Here is a 17,351-nt window from a genome sequence, read left to right as displayed (position 1 = left end):
CCGGTGGGCGGGGCGCGGCGGGCGGCCGCCGGATGACGATCCGGGTGGTCGTGGCCGACGACCAGGAACTCGTGCGCAGCGGCTTCGGCATGATCCTGGAGGCACAGCCGGACATCGAGGTGGTCGCCGAGGCCGGGGACGGCGAGGCGGCGGTCGCGGCGGTGCGGGAGCACGCCCCCGACGTGGCGCTGCTGGACATCCGGATGCCCGTGCTGGACGGTCTGGCGGCCGCGCGCAGGATCTGCGCCGGGTCCCGCTGCAAGGTCGTCATGCTGACCACGTTCGACCTCGACGAGTACGTCTACGAGGCGCTGTACGCCGGGGCCAGCGGCTTCCTGCTCAAGGACGTACGGCGGGACGACCTGGTGCACGCGGTGCGCGTGGTCGCGGCGGGCGACGCGCTGCTGGCTCCCGCGGTGACCCGGCGCCTGGTCGCGGACCTCGTGCGGCGGCGCCGCGCGGAGGCGGCCACGGAGGCCACCCCGGACCGGCTGGCGGTGCTGACCGCCCGCGAGGTGGAGACGCTGCGGATGCTGGCGCGGGGCCTGTCGAACGCGGAGATCGCGACGACGCTGTTCGTGAGCGAGCACACGGTGAAGACCCATGTGAGCAATGTGCTCGGCAAGTTGGGGCTGCGGGACCGGGTGCAGGCGGTGATCTGCGCCTACGAGACGGGACTTGTCACGCCCGGCGCCCCCTGAGCCACCGCCCCGCCTCCCTCTGACGGGTGAGTGGCCGCCGCGGCTCACCCGTGCGACGGACCCCCGAAAACCGCTCCCTCCGGCGATCCGGCGACCTCCCCTCCGGCGCGAGTCTGTCCGGGACGCACCCCTCGCCCCGTTCGGCGGGCGGGGCGCCGACGACCGAATCGCGACGTTCCACCGGGAGGGACCGTGCTGCGCGCCTTCGCACGGGTGGCGACCCGCCGCCCGCTCACCGTCATCGTCCTCTGGCTGCTGCTTCTGGTACTCGGCTTCGGCGTCGGGACCGGTGTGTTCGGCCGGCTCTCCGACGACGTGGCCGGGATACCGGGCGCAGAGTCGGAGCGCGCGGCGAACTACCTGGACCACGTGGACCCCGAGGGCGAGTCGCTCACCGCCGTCGTCTCGGGCACCGCGGTCGCCGATCCGGCCCTGCGGGCTCAGGTGGAGCGCGCGGTCGCCGAGGTCCGCGCGATCGCCGGGGTGGCCGCCGTGCCCGACCCCTACCGCACCCACGGCCTGACCGCCGCCGACGGCAGGGCGCTGATCGTGCCCGTCACGCTCGACGGAGGCCTGGACGACGACGCCGAGGACCGCGCCATCGACGCGGCGGTGGCCCGTATCAAGGCGATCGACGCGCCCGAGGTCCACGTCAGCGGCGGCCCGCTGCTGGGCCGGCAGCTCGGTGACCGCGCCCAGGAGGACGTGCGCGACGCCGAGTTGATCTCGCTGCCCGTCGTACTGGCGCTCCTGCTCGTGGTGTTCGGCGGGCTGCGCGCGGCGGTGCTGCCGCTGGTGATCGCGGTGAGCGGCATCGCCGGGGCGTTCCTGGCGCTGTTCGCCTTCAGTCAGGTCACCGACGTCTCGGTGTACGCGATCCAGGTCACGACCATGCTGGGGCTCGGACTCGCCGTCGACTACGCCCTGTTGACCGTCGTGCGGTTCCGCGAGGAACGGCGCCACACCGACGACGTGGGCGAGGCCGTGCGGCGCACGGTCGGGCAGGCCGGGCGCACGGTGCTGTTCTCCGGGCTCACGGTCGCCGTGAGCCTGACCGGGCTACTGGTCTTCCCGAGCACGTTCCTGCGCAGCATGGGCCTGGCGGTGGCCGCGGTGGTCGTGGTGGACATGCTGGCCGCGATCACCTTGCTGCCGGCGCTGCTGACCCTGTTCGGCGGGCGGATCGCCCCGGCGCGGGCGGCGCGCGAACGCCAGGAGGGGCGGGTCTTCGCCCGCCTGGCGCGGTTCGCGACCCGCCGCAGGTACGCCGTCCTCGCCGTCCTGGTGCCCGCCCTGCTCGTGCTCGCGCTGCCCGTGGCCGGGCTGCGCATCGGCCTCGGCGACGCGGGGCAGCTGCCCCGGAACACGGAGGCACGGCAGGTGTACGACACCGTCGACGCGCACTTCCCGGCCGGAACGGGCGTCTCGCCGGTGACCGTGGTGCTGCGGCCGGGCACGCGGGAGGCGACGGCCGACGCGATCCGGGCCCTGTCGCCGGGGTCCGTCTCCCGCGCGCTGCCCGACGGCGCCACCGTCGTACAGCTCCAGCCGTCCGGGTCGCTGGACGGCAGGGCGGCGACGGACCTGGTGCGGCGGGTACGGGAGCTGCGGGGCGCGCAGCCCGTCGAGGTCACCGGCGCGGCGGCCCAACTGGTCGACTTCCGCGCCATGTTGGCGGAGCGGGCGCCCTGGGCGGCGCTGACCGTGCTGGCCGGGGTCCTGGTGCTGCTGTTCGCGTTCACCGGCTCGGTCCTGCTGCCGCTGCGGACCGTCGCGACGACCCTGCTCAGCCTGGGCGCCGCGCTGGGCGTGGTGGTGTGGGTGTTCCAGGACGGGCATCTGGCGGGCGCGCTGGGCGCGCGCGGGCTCGGCTCGCTGAGCCTGACGGCGCCGCCGCTGATCGTCGCGATCGCGTTCGGACTCGCCATGGACTACGAGCTGTTCATCCTGGCCCGGATGCGCGAGGCACGCGCCGGGACCGGCGACGACCGGGCGGCCGTGGTCGACGGGCTGCGCCGCTCCGGCCGGGTGGTCACCTGCGCGGCGCTCCTTCTGGCCGTGGTCTTCGGGGCGTTCATGACCGGCGGCTTCTCGCCCATCCTCCAGATCGGTCTGGGGCTGACCCTGGCGGTCCTCGTCGACGCGACGGCCGTACGGATGCTGCTGGTCCCGGCGACGATGGCGCTGCTGGGCCGCCGGGCGTGGTGGGCTCCGCCGGCCCTGCGCCGCGCGCACGCCCGCTTCGGTCCGGCCGAGGCGGCGCCCGCCGCCCCGCGGGAGACGGGGTGCGCCGCGGGGCGGGGGCAGCCGGAGCGGGCGTAGCCGTCCCCGGACCGCCCCTGAACCGCCCCTGGAGCGCCGTCGGTCAGCGGGGGTTCAGGACGGGGCCCGGGACGGTCGGTCCGGACCGGGCCCCGTCGAGGGCGGCGAGGAGGCGCCGGTCGCGGGGGGCCGTACGGCGGTCCAGGCGGGTGTCCAGGAGGTGGCGGGCCGCGGTGCCGTGGCCCGCCGCGAGCAGCGCGTACAGCAGGGTCTCCTCCACCACCTCGCGCTGGGCGGCGCTGCCGCCGACCCGGCGCAGCACGGGCAGCAGGGCGGAAAGGCCCCGGGCCGCCTCCGCGAAACGCTCCTCGACCAGCGCGCCCAGCGCGTCGCACAGGGGCGCGATCACCTCGCGCTGGGTGGCGTCCGCGCCCGCCGCGTGGTCGCGCAGCCGGCGCAGGGCCCACAGGTCGCCCGCCGCGGTCAGCGCGACCGCCGCGTGCAGCGCCGTGAACGCCGTCGCCGGGCGCTCCACCACCTCGCGCGCCACCGCGTCCAGTACGTCCGCCACCGGCAGGTCGTCACCCGGCCAGGTGCCGCTCAGCCGGGCCCGCCACAGCAGGGAGCCCGAGTCGACGAGCGCCCGCACCCCGTTCACCCGGCCGGGCGCGAGCTGGGTGCGCCAGCGCCTGCGGACCGCTTCGGGGTCGTCCAGGGCGAGTTCGTGCAGGGCGATGTGCCAGGAGAAGTGGGCCCGGTGGACCGCGCCCCGGCCATGGCCGCCGACCCAGCCGTCCAGCCAGTCCCGGCCGGCCTCGTGGGCGCCGGACTCGTAGTGGACGTGGGCCAGCGCGTGCACCGCGTGCCCGGAGGCGGGCTCGGCGGCGAGGGCGCGGTGGGCGAGTTCGCCGGCCTCGTGCAGCCTGCCCTGCTCCTGCCGCAGGAAGGCCAGCAGGGAGGTGTGGAACCAGTGTCCGTCGTGGGCGGGTGCGGTACGGCGCAGCAGGCCGAGCGCGTAGTCGTCGTCGAGGTCGGCCACGCCGGAGAAGGCGATGGTGGGCACGGCGGCGGCCAGGGCGAGGGCGTCCGCCGGGTGGTTCTCCAGGTGGCGCAGCAGCGCCGCGTCGCCGTCGTCGCCGTGCACGCGGCGGGTGACCACGTCCACGAACGAGCGCTCCCGCTCGTCCGCCCGCTCGCGCGCGCCGCGCCGGGCCCGCGCGAGCGACCGCGGTACGTCGACGGGGGCGCCGCACTCGTGGCCCAGCAGGGCGAGCGCCGCGTGGCCGAGGGCGAAGCCGGGGTCCAGCTCGACGGCCCGCTCGAAGCACTCGCGGGCGCCGGAGCGCACCTTGAGCACGCGGTCGAGTCCGCGCCGGTGGGCCGCCGCGGCGGCCGCGTGGGTGGACAGCGGCAGGCCGTGGCCGTCACCGGGCCGACGGCCTCCACTGCGGCGCCGGGGTGTCAGCGGGGCCAGCAACTCCTCGGCCAGCGCCGCCGCCTGGACCCTGATCTCGGGGACGGCGGTGGTCTCCCACAGCTCGCCGCGGCGCGCGGAGCCGAGGGTGAACAGGGGCAGTTCGGCCCGGTCGTCCCGGCCCTGCAGCCGGCCGTCGCGGGTGGCGACGCCGAGACCCAGCGGGCCGGGCACGGCGGCTCCGGAGGCGAACAGCGAGCGCCACAGCGGGTCGTCCGCGCGCCCGCCGGGACCCGTGCAGTCGACGACCCAGCCGACGCGCAGCGTACGGCCGTCGGCCAGCTCGACGGTCAGGGGGCCGTCGTCGTGGACGGTGACCGAGGTGACCGTGCCGGTGTGGACGCGCAGGCGGCGGGCGGTGCGGGCGCGGTCGACGCGTTCGGCGGTGGCGGGCGCCATGCGGTGCCGGTGGGTGTTCCACAGCGCCCCCTCCCGGGCCAGGAACTCCGCCCGCTCCTCGGGCGTCAGACTGCGCCACAACCGCGCGGTGTACGGCCGCAGACTGTCGACGGCGGGCCGCCAGTCCCCCTGGGTACGCCGACTACGACTGACATGGCCGTAGACGACGCGCCGCAACCGCGCGAGATACTCGGAGGCAGCCTGCCCGGGGTCCGCGACGGCGCGCTCGGAGGCTGCAGCGGCCCGCTCGGGGCCTACGGCGGCTTGATCGGGACCCACGACGGCCTGCATGCGGTCCTCGGCCGATGACACGCCGGCCGCGCCCGACGGCCAGGCGTCCGCGCCCGACGGACGGTCAGCCGCACCCGACGGCCGGACGTCCGCGCCCGACGGCCGGTCGGTCGCGCGTGACGGCCGGACGTCGGCGCCCGGCACCGAGCCCGGCGAGCCCGCCGAGCCCGCCGCAGGCGACCCGGTCAGCCCTTCGGGGACCGGTACCGGCCCGGCCGGACCGAGTGCGTGCGGCTGGGGGAGCAGTCCGCTGCGGCTGAGCGCGTGCACGGTCCGGCCGGGCCGGTCGAGGGTGAGGGCGAGGTCCACGGCGGTCAGGCCGGTGCCGACGAGCAGGACGTCGGAGACGTCCGCCGTCGGCCCGTCCAGGGCGCCGGGCGCCCAGGGAGCGGCGACGAAGCGTGGCGAGGAGCGCAGCGCGGGCGGCGCCCACGCGGCGGTCGGCGCGGCCGGCCCGGTGGCCAGGACGGCGCTGTCCGCGATCAGCGGCTCCCCGTCGGCGAGGCCGAGTTCGACCCGCCCGCCGGGGGCGGCGGCGCAGCGTACGGCACGGCTGCGCAGCCGCCGTACGGTGACCGTGCCGTGCGCGTGGACGATCGCCTGGCCCAAGGTGTCGGCGAGATAGGCGCCGTAGCGGTAGCGGGTCGCGAAGTCGGCCGCCGTCACGGTGGGTTCGCCGTGCCGGCACAGCCAGCGGACGAAGTGCCCGGGATCGTCGGGGTAGCCGCTCATGCCGCCCGCGGGCACGTTGAGCCGGTGCCGGGGGTCGGCGGTGGCGTAGGCGGTGCCACGGCCGGCCTCCGGCGCGGGGTCGATCAGGACGAGGTCGAGGGGAGTCCGGCGGCGGGCGGCGGCCTCGAGCAGGTGCACGGCGGTCAGGGTGCCCGCCGCGCCCGCTCCGACGATGGCCACGGTGTGCCGTGTGCGGACTTCGGTCACGAATACCTCCGGCAGGTTCGGGCACGGAGCGCGCTCCCGGGTTTCCGGGACGCCGCCCTCCGTGTTCTCGCGGTTTCCCCACTGTTCCGATCGGGACGGCCGGGAAGCCATGCCGGGCCGGGGATCTCACCGGAAACTCAGCGCACCGGCCGGCGGTTCATACTCTGTTCACAAACGGAGCGACCCGGACAACCGCGCGATCCGGCCGCCCCCCGCTTTCCGGCCGCCGTGTCTCGGACCCCTCGCGAGAGCGCCTCCGAGGCCGCCCCGCCGCCTCCGCGCACAACCCCCGCGCGGCCCGGCGCACAGCCCCTCTTCACAGGAATCTCAGGAAGCCGCCCACCCATTCAAAGGATCGCCCCAGACAAAAGTCGCAGGATGCACCCACACAGGCGAGAACTCAGGAAGGCGTGTCGTGGGCTTCGCACACATATCGAACGGGTCCCGGTCGGCGAGATGGAGCCGGCGGGGGATCCTGGCCGTCCTGGGTGCCGTACCGGCCGCCGCGCTCGCCGGATGCAGCTCCTCCTCCGGGTCCGGCGACTCGGCCGGTTCCGCGGACGGCAAGGACGCCACCGCCTCGGCGCAGGCCGCCGCGAAGAAGCAGCCCACGATCAAGGTCAGCCCGGCGTCCGGGGCGACGAGGGCCGACTTCTCGAACCCGGTCGTGGTGACCGTGACCGACGGCACGCTGGCGTCCGTCAAGGTGACCGGCAGCGACGGCTCGACGCTCGCCGGTTCGCTCGACTCGGCCGGGACGAAGTGGACTTCGGAGCAGAACCCGTACTCCGGCACGAAGTACACGGTGACGGCGAAGGCCGAGGGCGTGGCCAAGGAGACGGTGACCACGTTCAGCACCAAGTCCGTCGGCGCGACCTATGTGGGCTACTACACGCCGGAGGCGAACTCGACGTCCGGCGTCGGGATGCCGGTGTCGATCAACTTCACCCACGCGGTGAAGGACAAGGCCGCCGTGCAGAAGGCGATCACGGTGACCGCGGACCCGGCCGTCGAGGTGGTCGGGCACTGGTTCAGCGACACCCGGCTCGACTTCCGGCCGGAGACCTACTGGGCCGCGGGCACGAAGGTCACCCTGAGTCTGCGGCTGAAGGACGTCGAGGGCTCGGACGGCGTCTACGGCGTGCAGTCGAAGGACGTCACCTTCCACATCGGCCGCTCCCAGATCAGCACGGTCGACCTGTCGACGAAGGAGATGACCGTACGGCGCGACGGCAAGACCCTCGCCACCTACCCGGTCACCGGCGGCGACTCCTCGCACACCACCTGGTCCGGGATCATGGTGATCAGCGAGCGGTTCAAGGAGACCCGGATGGAGTCCTCCACGGTCGGTCTCGGCGACGAGTACGACATCAAGGACGTGCCGCACGCGCAGCGTCTGACCACCTCCGGCACCTTCATCCACGGCAACTACTGGGCGTCCAGCGCGGTGTTCGGCCACCAGAACGCCAGCCACGGCTGCGTCGGCCTGCACGACACCAAGGGCGCGAACGACACCTCGGTGGCGGGCTACAAGTTCTACGACAGCTCCATGCTCGGCGACGTGGTGATCGTGAAGAACTCGGGCGAGAAGACCGTCGCGGCGTCCAACGGCCTCAACGGCTGGAACCTGTCCTGGGCGGACTGGAAGGCGGGCAGCGCCGTCTGAGCCGACCGGAAGGCGGGCGGCGCGGTCCGAGCCGCCGCCCCGCGACCCGGCGCGCGCCACCTCCGCAACGGGGTGGCGCGCGCCGCCGTTTTCGCGCTTCACGCCGTGAACTCCCCCTGGGGAAAGCAACTTTCTTTGTTTCAAGTCTTGACGACCGGAGCACCGGGGAGCACATTGGCCGCACCTTGAGAGCGCTCTCAGAGCGCTCTCAGGATTCCCCCGCACACCCATCCGTACCCGAGAGGCACACCCCCATGAGTGCAACCTCCGGAACACCCCGCGCACGGCGCCCCCTCAGACGGGCGCTCGTCGCGTTCATCGCCACGCTGGGCCTCGCGGCGGCGGCCGCCACCGTGGCCACCGTGCCCGCGAACGCCTCCGCCCCCACCACCCCGACCGGCTGGTCGCAGGTCTTCCTCGACGACTTCAACGGCTCGGCCGGAACCGGCGTCAACACCTCCAACTGGCAGTACGACACCGGCACTTCGTATCCCGGTGGGGCGGCCAACTGGGGCACCGGCGAGGTCGAGACGATGACCTCGTCCACCAACAACGTCGCCCTCGACGGCAGCGGCAACCTGCTGATCACCCCGCGCCGCGACGCGTCGGGCAACTGGACGTCGGGCCGTATCGAGACCACCCGCACCGACTTCCAGCCCCCGGCCGGCGGCAAGCTGCGCGTCGAGGCGCGGATCCAGATGCCCAATGTCACCGGCACGGCCGCGCAAGGGTACTGGCCCGCGTTCTGGATGCTCGGGTCGCCGTTCCGCGGCAACTACCAGAACTGGCCGTCCGTCGGCGAGCTGGACATCATGGAGAACGTGCAGGGCCTGAACACCACCTGGGCCACCGTGCACTGCGGCACGAACCCGGGCGGTCCGTGCAACGAGACCACCGGTCTCGGCAACTCCACCTCCTGCCCGAACACCACCTGCCAGTCCGGCTTCCACACCTACACGATGGAGTGGGACCGCTCGGTCAGCCCCGAGGCGATCCGCTTCTACGTCGACGGCGTCAACTACCAGACGGTGACGTCCAGTCAGGTCGACGCGACCACCTGGTCCAACGCCACCAACCACGGCTTCTTCGTCATCCTGAACGTGGCGATGGGCGGCGGCTTCCCCGGCGCGTTCGGCGGCGGCCCCTACAGCACCACGGAGCCGGGCCACTCGATGGCCGTGGACTACGTACAGGTGCTCCAGGCCAGCGGCAGCAGCAGCGGCGGCGGCACCACTCCCCCGCCGTCCGGCAACCGCGACGCCTACAGCGCCATCCAGGCGGAGTCGTACGACAGCCAGTCCGGCACGACCGCCGAGACGACGACCGACACCGGCGGCGGACAGGACATCGGGTACGTCGCCAACGGCGACTGGGCGCTCTACAAGGGTGTCAACTTCGGCTCCACGGCGGCCACCCAGTTCAACGCGCGGGTCGCGAGCGGCGCGGCGAGCGGGGTGAGCGGCCTGGTCGAAGTACGGCTGGACAGCCGCAGCAACGCGCCCATCGGCAGTTTCGCGGTGGGCAACACGGGCGGCTGGCAGACCTGGCAGACGATCCCGGCGAACATCAGCGGGGTGACCGGCACCCATGACGTGTATCTCACCTTCACGAGCGGGCAGTCGGCCGACTTCGTGAACGTGAACTGGTTCGACTTCGGCCACTGACCGGCCCTTCCCCCCGGCGTCGGCGGCCGGCCCTTCTCGGAGGGCCGGCTTCCGGCGCCGTACGCATGGGCCCGTCCGTGCCGCCGGTTCCGGACCGGGCGCCGTACGTCCGGCGGCGCGAGCCCTCAGGACGGGCGGCGCACCTCCGCCCGGAACGCCGCCGGGGTCGCCTCCGTGTGCAGGTGGAAGAACTTGGTGAAGTTCGCCGCGTCGGGGAAGCCGACCGCGGCCCCGACCCGCCCGATCGGCAGGTCGGTGTGGGCGAGCAGGCGCTTGGCCTCCAGCACCACGCGCCGGTCGATGAAGCCCTTGGGGGTCCGCCCGGTGGCGGCCCGCACCGCGCGGACCAGGGTGCGGCGCGAGTAGCCGAGCCCGTCGGCGTAGGCGCTGACGCTGTGATTGGTGGCGAAGTCGCGTTCGACGGCGTCCCGGAAGCGCGTGAACGTGCCGTCCGCCGGATGCCCCTCCCCCACTCCCGGCGCCGCCCCGGCCGCGAGATGGGACAGCCGCAGCAGGAACGCCGTCAGCGTGTGCCGCAGCACCGCGAGATGCAGGCCCGGCGGCAGGGTGGCGGTGTCCTCGTACTCGCGGCGCAGCTGCGCGAGGCCCGCCCGCAGGGCCGTCAGCTGCGCCTCGTCCGGGCGCAGCAGCGGCGGCAGGTCGTAGCGGTACAGGCCGGTGGCCTCCACGGTGGCGCGGGGCAGGAAGCCGGGCTGCATGGTCAGCACGGTGCCGCGGTACTCGCTGGTCTTCGAGAAGCGGTGGACCTGGCCGGGGCGGATCCACAGGAGGTCGCCGGGGCCGGCCTCGTACTCGGCGAAGTCGATCATGTGGCGGACGGGGCCCGTGGCGAAGAGCATGACCACGTGGAAGTCGATGCGGTGGACGCGGTGCAGGGGCGCGTCGGCGTGCCAGGTCACTCCGGTGTCCATCGGCCCGACCTGCATGCCGACACCGCCCACGCTCATGTCGGCCGGGAAGGGGAACGTTCTGATCGTGACCTCGTCGCCGACCGCGCTCGCCTCGCCGCCAGGGAGTTCCCTGTCCACCATGTTCCTCATGTGCCGCATGTTCGGTTCGTGCCGCTCCCGCCGTACCGCCGGTGTCCCATTTTCACCACAGGCTGGCACACGCCGACCTCCCTGCATAAAAGTCAGACTTTTACGCTTGAACGTGTACTGCCAGCAATCTCGCACTTCATGAGGACCTCTTGAAGATGAGCACGCGCGCGACGGGCCTCCCGGGAAGGACCGAGCGCGACCGACGCGCCGTCGACTCCGCCCGCGTCCTGGCGGCCGACGCCCTGCGGAGGGCCGCCAGCGGACGCCCCGGCGCCGTGCCGAGCCTCGTACCGGCGGCGTACGCGATCTTTCAGAAGGTGATGTGCGTGACCCGGCCGACCCCGAGTGACGGACCGGCACCGGACGCCCCCGGCCACCGCCCCGTGCGGGAGCGCCGCCCGGCCCCGCACGGGCTCACGCTCACCCGGCAGGGCGTACCGGCGTACGCGAGCGCCCCGGACGTGTTCCGCGAGCGGGTGCTGCCGCCGTCCGTGCGGTCCCGCGCCGCGGTCGAGGCGGGAGCCGCCCTGACGGGGTACCGCTTCGTAGGTGACGCAGGACGCATCGTCTCCCTCGGACGCTTCGGGGCCTTTGCCGCCGCGGGGACCCCGTCCGCCGAGTTCGGCCTCACCGCCGAGAACGTAGCCGCCGCGGCCCGGGAATCCCTCGCCGCCGTGCGCGGTTGATCCGATCGCAGAAAGAAGATGATCAAAGTGACCGAAGCGACCGCGACCGCGGGAGCGCTGGAGCGCCTGTCCGACCTGGGCGTCTCCGTCTGGCTGGACGACCTGTCGCGCAGGCGGATCACGTCCGGCGGTCTCGCCGCTCTCGTGGCGGACGGCGGTGTCGTCGGCGTGACGACCAACCCGTCCATCTTCCAGGCCGCCATCGGCTCGGGCGAGGGGTACGAGGAGCAGCTCACCGAGCTCGCCGTCCGCGGTGTCACCGTCGACGAGGCCGTACGGATGATGACCACCGCCGACGTGCGCGCCGCCGCCGACATCCTGCGCCCCGTGTTCGACGCCACCGACGGGCAGGACGGCCGGGTCTCCATCGAGGTCGACCCGCGTCTCGCGCACGACACGGCGGCCACCGTCGCGGAGGCCAGGCAGCTGGCCTGGCTGGTGGACCGGCCCAACACCCTCATCAAGATCCCGGCGACCCGGGCGGGCCTGCCGGCGATCACCGAGGTCATCGGCCTCGGCATCAGCGTCAACGTCACGCTGATCTTCTCCCTGGAGCGCTACCGCGAGGTCATGGACGCCTATCTGGCGGGGCTGGAGAAGGCCAGGGAGCGCGGCCTGGACCTGTCGGAGATCCACTCCGTGGCGTCCTTCTTCGTCTCCCGTGTGGACGCCGAGATCGACAAGCGGCTGACGGTCCTCGGCACGGCGGAGGCGCTGTCGCTGCGGGGCCGCGCGGCGCTCGCCAACGCCCGGCTCGCGTACGCGGCGTACGAGGAGGTCGTCGCCGGTGCCCGCTGGACGGCGCTCGCCGCCGCGGGGGCCCACGCGCAGCGCCCGCTGTGGGCGTCGACCGGCGTGAAGGACCCGGCGTACAAGGACACGCTCTACGTCGACGAACTGGTCGCCCCCGGCACCGTCAACACCATGCCGGAGACGACCTTGAAGGCCGTCGCCGACCACGGCGAGATCCACGGCGACACCGTCACGGGCGGCTACGCGCAGGCCCGCGCCGACCTCAACGCGGTGGAGCGGCTCGGCATCTCTTATTCCGACGTCGTGGGGCAGTTGGAGAACGAGGGCGTCGCCAAGTTCGAGGACGCCTGGCAGGACCTGCTGGACGCGGTCACGAAGTCCATGAACGACAAGGGAGTTGAGGCATAGATGACTGCGACCCCGCTCGAAGAGGTGACCAACCCGGCCGCCGGGTGGGACAACCCGCTGCGCGATCCGCGCGACCGCCGGCTGCCGCGCATCGCCGGGCCGTCCGGGCTCGTCATCTTCGGTGTCACCGGCGACCTGTCCCGCAAGAAGCTGATGCCGGCGGTCTACGACCTCGCCAACCGCGGCCTGCTGCCGCCGGGTTTCTCGCTCGTCGGCTTCGCCCGGCGCGACTGGGAGGACCAGGACTTCGCGCAGGTGGTGCACGACGCGGTGCGCGAGCACTCGCGCACGCCGTTCCGCGAGGAGGTCTGGCAGCAGCTGTCCGAGGGGATGCGGTTCATCCCGGGCGACTTCGACGACGACACCGCGTTCAAGGCGCTCGCCCAGACGGTCCAGGACCTCGACGCGGCCCGCGGCACCAACGGCAACTACGCCTTCTATCTCTCCGTACCGCCGAAGTTCTTCCCCAAGGTGGTCAAGCAGCTGAAGAAGCACGGCCTCGCGAACGCGCCCGAGGGCTCCTGGCGGCGCGGGGTGATCGAGAAGCCGTTCGGCCACGACCTGAAGAGCGCCCGGCAGCTGAACGCCATCCTGCACGACGTGTTCGACCCGGAGCAGGTGTTCCGGATCGACCACTACCTCGGCAAGGAGACCGTCCAGAACATCCTGGCGCTGCGGTTCGCCAACCAGATGTACGAGCCCATCTGGAACCGGTCGTACGTCGACCACGTACAGATCACGATGGCCGAGGACATCGGCATCGGCGGCCGGGCCGGGTACTACGACGGCATCGGCGCCGCCCGCGACGTCATCCAGAACCACCTCCTCCAGCTGATGGCGCTCACCGCGATGGAGGAGCCCATCGCCTTCGACGCGGAGTCGCTGCTGACGGAGAAGCTCAAGGTGCTCAAGTCGGTGCGGCTGCCCGAGGACCTCGGCGCGCACACCGTGCGCGGCCAGTACACGGAGGCGTGGCAGGGCGGCGCCCAGGTGCCCGGCTACCTCCAGGAGGACGGCATCGACCCGGAGTCCGGCACCGACACCTACGCCGCGATCAAGGTGGGCATCGACAACCGCCGCTGGGCGGGCGTCCCCTTCTACCTGCGCACCGGCAAGCGGCTCGGCCGCCGCGTCACCGAGATCGCGGTGGTCTTCCAGCGCGCCCCGCACTCCCCCTTCGACAGCACGGCGACCGAGGAACTCGGCCAGAACGCCGTCGTCATCCGGGTCCAGCCCGACGAGGGCATGACCGTGCGGTTCGGCTCCAAGGTGCCCGGCACGTCCATGGAGATCCGGGACGTGACGATGGACTTCGCCTACGGCGAGTCGTTCACGGAGTCCAGCCCCGAGGCGTACGAGCGGCTCATCCTGGACGTACTCCTGGGCGACGCGAATCTGTTCCCCCGTCACCAGGAAGTGGAAGAGTCCTGGAAGATCCTCGACCCGATCGAGGAGTACTGGGCCACACATGGCAGGCCGGCGCGGTACGCGTCGGGGACATGGGGACCCGAGGAAGCGGACGAGATGCTCGCACGAGACGGACGGAGCTGGCGCAGGCCATGAAGATCGACCTGACGGACACCACGGCAAGCAAGATCAACAAAGCACTGGTGCAGGGTCGCCGGGCCATCGGCACACCGGCCGTGGGCATGGTGCTGACGATGGTCATCGTCACGGACGAGGAGAACGCCTACGACGCCATCAAGGCGGCCGAGGAGGCGTCGCACGAGCACCCCTCGCGCACCCTCGTCGTCATCAAGCGGCAGGCCCGCACCCCGCGCGACCGCACCAACTCCCACCTCGACGCCGAGGTCCGGGTCGGCGCCGATGCGGGCACCGGCGAGACCGTGATCCTGCGCACCTACGGCGAGGTCTCCGACCACGCCGACTCGGTCGTGCTGCCGCTGCTGCTGCCGGACGCGCCGGTCGTCGTGTGGTGGCCCGGGGACGCCCCCGACAACCCCGCCAAGGACCCGCTCGGCGCACTGGCCCAGCGCAGGATCACCGACCTGTACACGGTGGGCAACCCGCTCCAGGCGCTGGAGATCCGGGTGCGCAACTACGCGCCCGGCGACACCGACCTCGCCTGGACCCGGCTCACGCCGTGGCGCTCGATGCTCGCCGCCGCCCTGGACCAGGCGCGCACCGACGTGACGCACGCGGCGGTGGAGGCCGAGGCGGACAACCCCGCCGCCGAACTCCTCGCGCGCTGGCTGGAGGCGCGTCTCTCGGTCAAGGTGGACCGGGTGGTCACCGCCGGACCGGTGGTCACCGCCGTACGGCTCGGCACCGCCGGGGGCGACATCGTCATCGACCGGCCCGAGGGGCCGCTCGCCACCCTGACCCTGCCCGACCAGCCGCCGCGCACCCTCGCCCTGAAGGTCCGCACCACCTCCGAACTGATCGCCGAGGAGCTGCGCCGCCTCGACGCCGACGAGATGTACGCCATCGCCCTGCGCGGCGAGAGTGCCAAGGAGACCGCCCGATGACCGACACCCCCCGCCTCGACCGGCGCCCGGAGTGGACCGCGCTGGAGGACCACCGCGCCCACTGGCAGGACCATCTGCGGGAGCTGTTCGCCGCCGACCCCGGCCGTGCCGAGCGGTACGTCGTGCGCGTCGGCGATCTGCGCATCGACTACTCCAAGCACCTGATCACCGACGAGACACTCGCGCTGCTGCGCGAACTGGCCGCGGCCACCGACGTGTTCGGCCTGCGGGACGCGATGTTCCGCGGCGCGAGGATCAACGTCACGGAGGACCGCGCGGTGCTGCACACCGCGCTGCGCGCCCCCCGCGACGCGGTGGTCGAGGTCGACGGCGAGAACGTCGTGCCGGGCGTGCACGCCGTGCTCGACAAGATGGCGGACTTCGCCGGCCGGGTACGCTCCGGCGAGTGGACCGGCCACACCGGCAAGCGGATCAGGAACGTCGTCAACATCGGCATCGGCGGCTCCGACCTCGGCCCCGCCATGGCGTACGAGGTGCTGCGGCCCTTCACCGCCCGGGAGTTGACGTTCCGGTTCGTGTCGAACGTCGACGGCGCCGACCTGCACGAGGCCGTCCGCGACCTCGATCCGGCGGAGACCCTGTTCATCGTCGCCTCCAAGACCTTCACCACGATCGAGACGATCACCAACGCGACCTCGGCGCGCACCTGGCTGCTGGAGGGCCCGCACGGGCTCGGCGACGAGAAGGCGGTCGCCCGGCACTTCGTCGCGCTGTCGACCAACGCCGGCAAGGTCACCGACTTCGGCATCGACCCGGACAACATGTTCGAGTTCTGGGACTGGGTCGGCGGCCGCTACTCCTACGACTCCGCCATCGGCCTCTCGCTGATGATCGCCATCGGCCCGGAGCGGTTCCGCGAGATGCTCGACGGCTTCCACCTCGTCGACGAGCACTTCCGCACCGCGCCCGCCGAGGCCAACGCCCCGCTGATCCTCGGCCTGCTGGGCATCTGGTACGGCAACTTCTTCGACGCGCAGTCGCACGCGGTGCTGCCGTACTCGCACTACCTGTCGAAGTTCACCGCCTACCTCCAGCAGCTGGACATGGAGTCCAACGGCAAGTCGGTGGACCGCGACGGCGAGCCGGTCGACTGGCAGACAGGGCCCGTCGTATGGGGCACGCCCGGCACCAACGGGCAGCACGCCTACTACCAGCTGATCCACCAGGGCACCAAGCTGATCCCGGCCGACTTCATCGGATTCGCCCGCCCGGTCGGCGAGTTGAGCGACGTGCTCAAGGCCCAGCACGACCTGCTGATGGCCAACTTCTTCGCCCAGACGCAGGCGCTCGCGTTCGGCAAGACCGCCGACGAGGTGCGCGCCGAGGGCGTCGCCGAGGCGCAGGTCTCGCCCCGCACCTTCCAGGGCAACCACCCCACGACGACGATCCTGGCCGCCGAGCTGACCCCGTCGGTGCTCGGCCAGCTCGTGGCGCTGTACGAGCACAAGGTGTTCGTGCAGGGCGCCGTGTGGGACATCGACTCCTTCGACCAGTGGGGCGTGGAGCTCGGCAAGGTCCTCGCCAAGCGGATCGAACCCGCGCTCACCGAGGGCGCCGACGTCCCCGGTCTCGACCCCTCCACCGCCGCCCTCGTGGCCGCGTACCGCGAACTCGGGAAGTGAACTGACTATGCAGCTCGGTCTCATCGGTCTCGGCAAGATGGGCGGCAACATGCGGGAACGCATCCGCCGCGCCGGCCACACCGTCATCGGCTACGACCGCAACCCCGTCCTGTCCGACGCGGAGAGCCTCGCCGATCTGGTCGACAAGCTCGAAGCCCCGCGCACGGTCTGGGTGATGGTCCCCGCGGGCACCGCGACCCAGGGTGTCGTCGACGAGCTCAAGGACCTGCTGTCGCGCGGGGACACCGTCGTCGACGGCGGCAACTCCCGCTGGACGGACGACGAGAAGCACGCCGCCGAACTCGGCGTCAAGGGCATCGGCTTCGTCGACGCGGGCGTCTCGGGCGGCGTGTGGGGCCTGGAGAACGGCTACGCGCTGATGGTCGGCGGCGACAAGGAGCATGTAGAGCGGCTCCAGCCGATCTTCGACGCGCTCAAGCCGGAGGGCCCCTACGGCTATGTCCACGCGGGCCGGGTCGGCGCCGGGCACTTCTCCAAGATGGTCCACAACGGCATCGAGTACGCCATGATGCAGGCGTACGCCGAGGGCTGGGAGCTGCTGGAGAAGGTCGACTCCGTGACGGACGTCCGGGAGGTCTTCCGCTCCTGGCAGGAGGGCACCGTCATCCGCTCCTGGCTGCTCGACCTCGCGGTCAACGCCCTCGACGAGGACGAGCACCTCGACAAGCTGCGGGGCTTCGCGCAGGACTCCGGCGAGGGCCGCTGGACGGTGGAGGCCGCCATCGACAACGCGGTGCCGCTGCCCGCGATCACCGCCTCCCTCTTCGCCCGGTTCGCCTCCCGGCAGGACGACTCCCCGCAGATGAAGATGATCGCCGCGCTGCGCAACCAGTTCGGCGGGCACGCGGTCGAGTCGAAGAAGTAGGCCGGTGGGTGGGGGGACGTCCGTCGGGC

At 72.7% G+C, this 17,351-nt stretch carries 11 protein-coding genes and 2 pseudogenes; 11 read left to right on the top strand and 2 right to left on the bottom strand.

Annotated features, from left to right (window positions below):
- The first annotated feature begins 32 nt into the window (after positions 1-32).
- Together WN71_RS27245 and WN71_RS27240 are read left to right on the top strand one after the other, a co-directional pair.
- Positions 33-701: a response regulator gene (locus tag WN71_RS27245; RefSeq protein ID WP_071369885.1), complete on the top strand. Its 669-nt coding sequence runs from the start codon at positions 33-35 to the stop codon at positions 699-701.
- 192 nt (positions 702-893) lie between these two features.
- Positions 894-3,023, top strand: coding sequence for an MMPL family transporter (locus WN71_RS27240; protein WP_071369884.1), 2,130 nt, complete (start codon positions 894-896; stop codon positions 3,021-3,023).
- A 43-nt stretch (positions 3,024-3,066) separates the two neighbouring features.
- Here the strand turns inward: WN71_RS27240 and WN71_RS40210 are convergent, their stop codons facing one another.
- A complete protein-coding gene (locus WN71_RS40210) occupies positions 3,067-6,066 on the bottom strand; it encodes an FAD/NAD(P)-binding protein (RefSeq protein ID WP_240529784.1) in 3,000 nt (999 codons plus the stop codon).
- 415 nt (positions 6,067-6,481) lie between these two features.
- Between WN71_RS40210 and WN71_RS27230 the strand changes: the two genes are divergently transcribed.
- Together WN71_RS27230 and WN71_RS27225 are read left to right on the top strand one after the other, a co-directional pair.
- Positions 6,482-7,732 (top strand): L,D-transpeptidase, encoded by a 1,251-nt coding sequence (locus tag WN71_RS27230; RefSeq protein WP_046590725.1) that lies wholly within the window; start codon positions 6,482-6,484, stop codon positions 7,730-7,732.
- Positions 7,733-7,986: 254 nt separating this feature from the next.
- Positions 7,987-9,396 (top strand): glycoside hydrolase family 16 protein, encoded by a 1,410-nt coding sequence (locus WN71_RS27225; protein WP_046590728.1) that lies wholly within the window; start codon positions 7,987-7,989, stop codon positions 9,394-9,396.
- Between the two features lie 125 nt (positions 9,397-9,521).
- Here WN71_RS27225 and WN71_RS27220 read toward each other — a convergent pair whose 3' ends face one another.
- Positions 9,522-10,448 carry a helix-turn-helix domain-containing protein gene (locus WN71_RS27220; protein ID WP_046590730.1) on the bottom strand — a complete coding sequence of 309 codons (927 nt, stop codon included), beginning with the start codon at positions 10,446-10,448 and terminating at the stop codon, positions 9,522-9,524.
- A gap of 164 nt (positions 10,449-10,612) precedes the next feature.
- Between WN71_RS27220 and WN71_RS42910 the strand changes: the two are divergent.
- The 7 genes and pseudogenes from WN71_RS42910 to gnd all read left to right on the top strand — a co-directional run.
- Positions 10,613-10,726: pseudogene (locus WN71_RS42910) on the top strand (hypothetical protein); the annotation flags it as partial.
- A gap of 129 nt (positions 10,727-10,855) precedes the next feature.
- A pseudogene (locus WN71_RS40205) lies at positions 10,856-11,143 on the top strand (transketolase-like TK C-terminal-containing protein); the annotation flags it as partial.
- A gap of 18 nt (positions 11,144-11,161) precedes the next feature.
- Positions 11,162-12,304 carry a transaldolase gene (gene tal, locus WN71_RS27210; RefSeq protein ID WP_046590734.1) on the top strand — a complete coding sequence of 381 codons (1,143 nt, stop codon included), beginning with the start codon at positions 11,162-11,164 and terminating at the stop codon, positions 12,302-12,304.
- Positions 12,305-13,867, top strand: a complete 1,563-nt coding sequence (gene zwf, locus WN71_RS27205; RefSeq protein WP_046590736.1) for a glucose-6-phosphate dehydrogenase — start codon at positions 12,305-12,307, stop codon at positions 13,865-13,867. It begins immediately after the preceding gene.
- Entirely contained in the window at positions 13,864-14,793 is a 930-nt protein-coding gene (gene opcA, locus WN71_RS27200; RefSeq protein ID WP_046590737.1) for a glucose-6-phosphate dehydrogenase assembly protein OpcA, read from the top strand. Before zwf ends, opcA begins: the two co-directional genes overlap by 4 nt.
- Entirely contained in the window at positions 14,790-16,436 is a 1,647-nt protein-coding gene (gene pgi, locus WN71_RS27195; protein ID WP_046590740.1) for a glucose-6-phosphate isomerase, read from the top strand. Before opcA ends, pgi begins: the two co-directional genes overlap by 4 nt.
- 7 nt (positions 16,437-16,443) lie before the next feature.
- On the top strand, positions 16,444-17,322 hold the full coding sequence (gnd, locus tag WN71_RS27190; RefSeq protein ID WP_046590743.1) for a phosphogluconate dehydrogenase (NAD(+)-dependent, decarboxylating): 879 nt from the start codon (positions 16,444-16,446) through the stop codon (positions 17,320-17,322).
- Positions 17,323-17,351 lie beyond the last annotated feature (29 nt).

It is taken from the genome of Streptomyces mangrovisoli, from assembly GCF_000974985.2.
GTDB classification, from domain to species: domain Bacteria; phylum Actinomycetota; class Actinomycetes; order Streptomycetales; family Streptomycetaceae; genus Streptomyces; species Streptomyces mangrovisoli.
The sequence above is the reverse complement of the archived record's forward strand: the minus strand, read 5'-3'. Positions and strand labels throughout refer to the sequence as shown.

Excerpts from the sequence above, each read along its gene's own strand:
- WN71_RS27245 (WP_071369885.1), top strand. The coding sequence starts at position 33 with ATGACGATCCGGGTGGTCGTGGCCGACGACCAGGAACTCGTGCGCAGC.
- WN71_RS27225 (WP_046590728.1), top strand. The coding sequence starts at position 7,987 with ATGAGTGCAACCTCCGGAACACCCCGCGCACGGCGCCCCCTCAGACGG.
- WN71_RS27220 (WP_046590730.1), bottom strand. The coding sequence starts at position 10,448 with ATGGTGGACAGGGAACTCCCTGGCGGCGAGGCGAGCGCGGTCGGCGAC.
- tal (WP_046590734.1), top strand. The coding sequence starts at position 11,162 with ATGATCAAAGTGACCGAAGCGACCGCGACCGCGGGAGCGCTGGAGCGC.
- zwf (WP_046590736.1), top strand. The coding sequence starts at position 12,305 with ATGACTGCGACCCCGCTCGAAGAGGTGACCAACCCGGCCGCCGGGTGG.
- opcA (WP_046590737.1), top strand. The coding sequence starts at position 13,864 with ATGAAGATCGACCTGACGGACACCACGGCAAGCAAGATCAACAAAGCA.
- pgi (WP_046590740.1), top strand. The coding sequence starts at position 14,790 with ATGACCGACACCCCCCGCCTCGACCGGCGCCCGGAGTGGACCGCGCTG.
- gnd (WP_046590743.1), top strand. The coding sequence starts at position 16,444 with ATGCAGCTCGGTCTCATCGGTCTCGGCAAGATGGGCGGCAACATGCGG.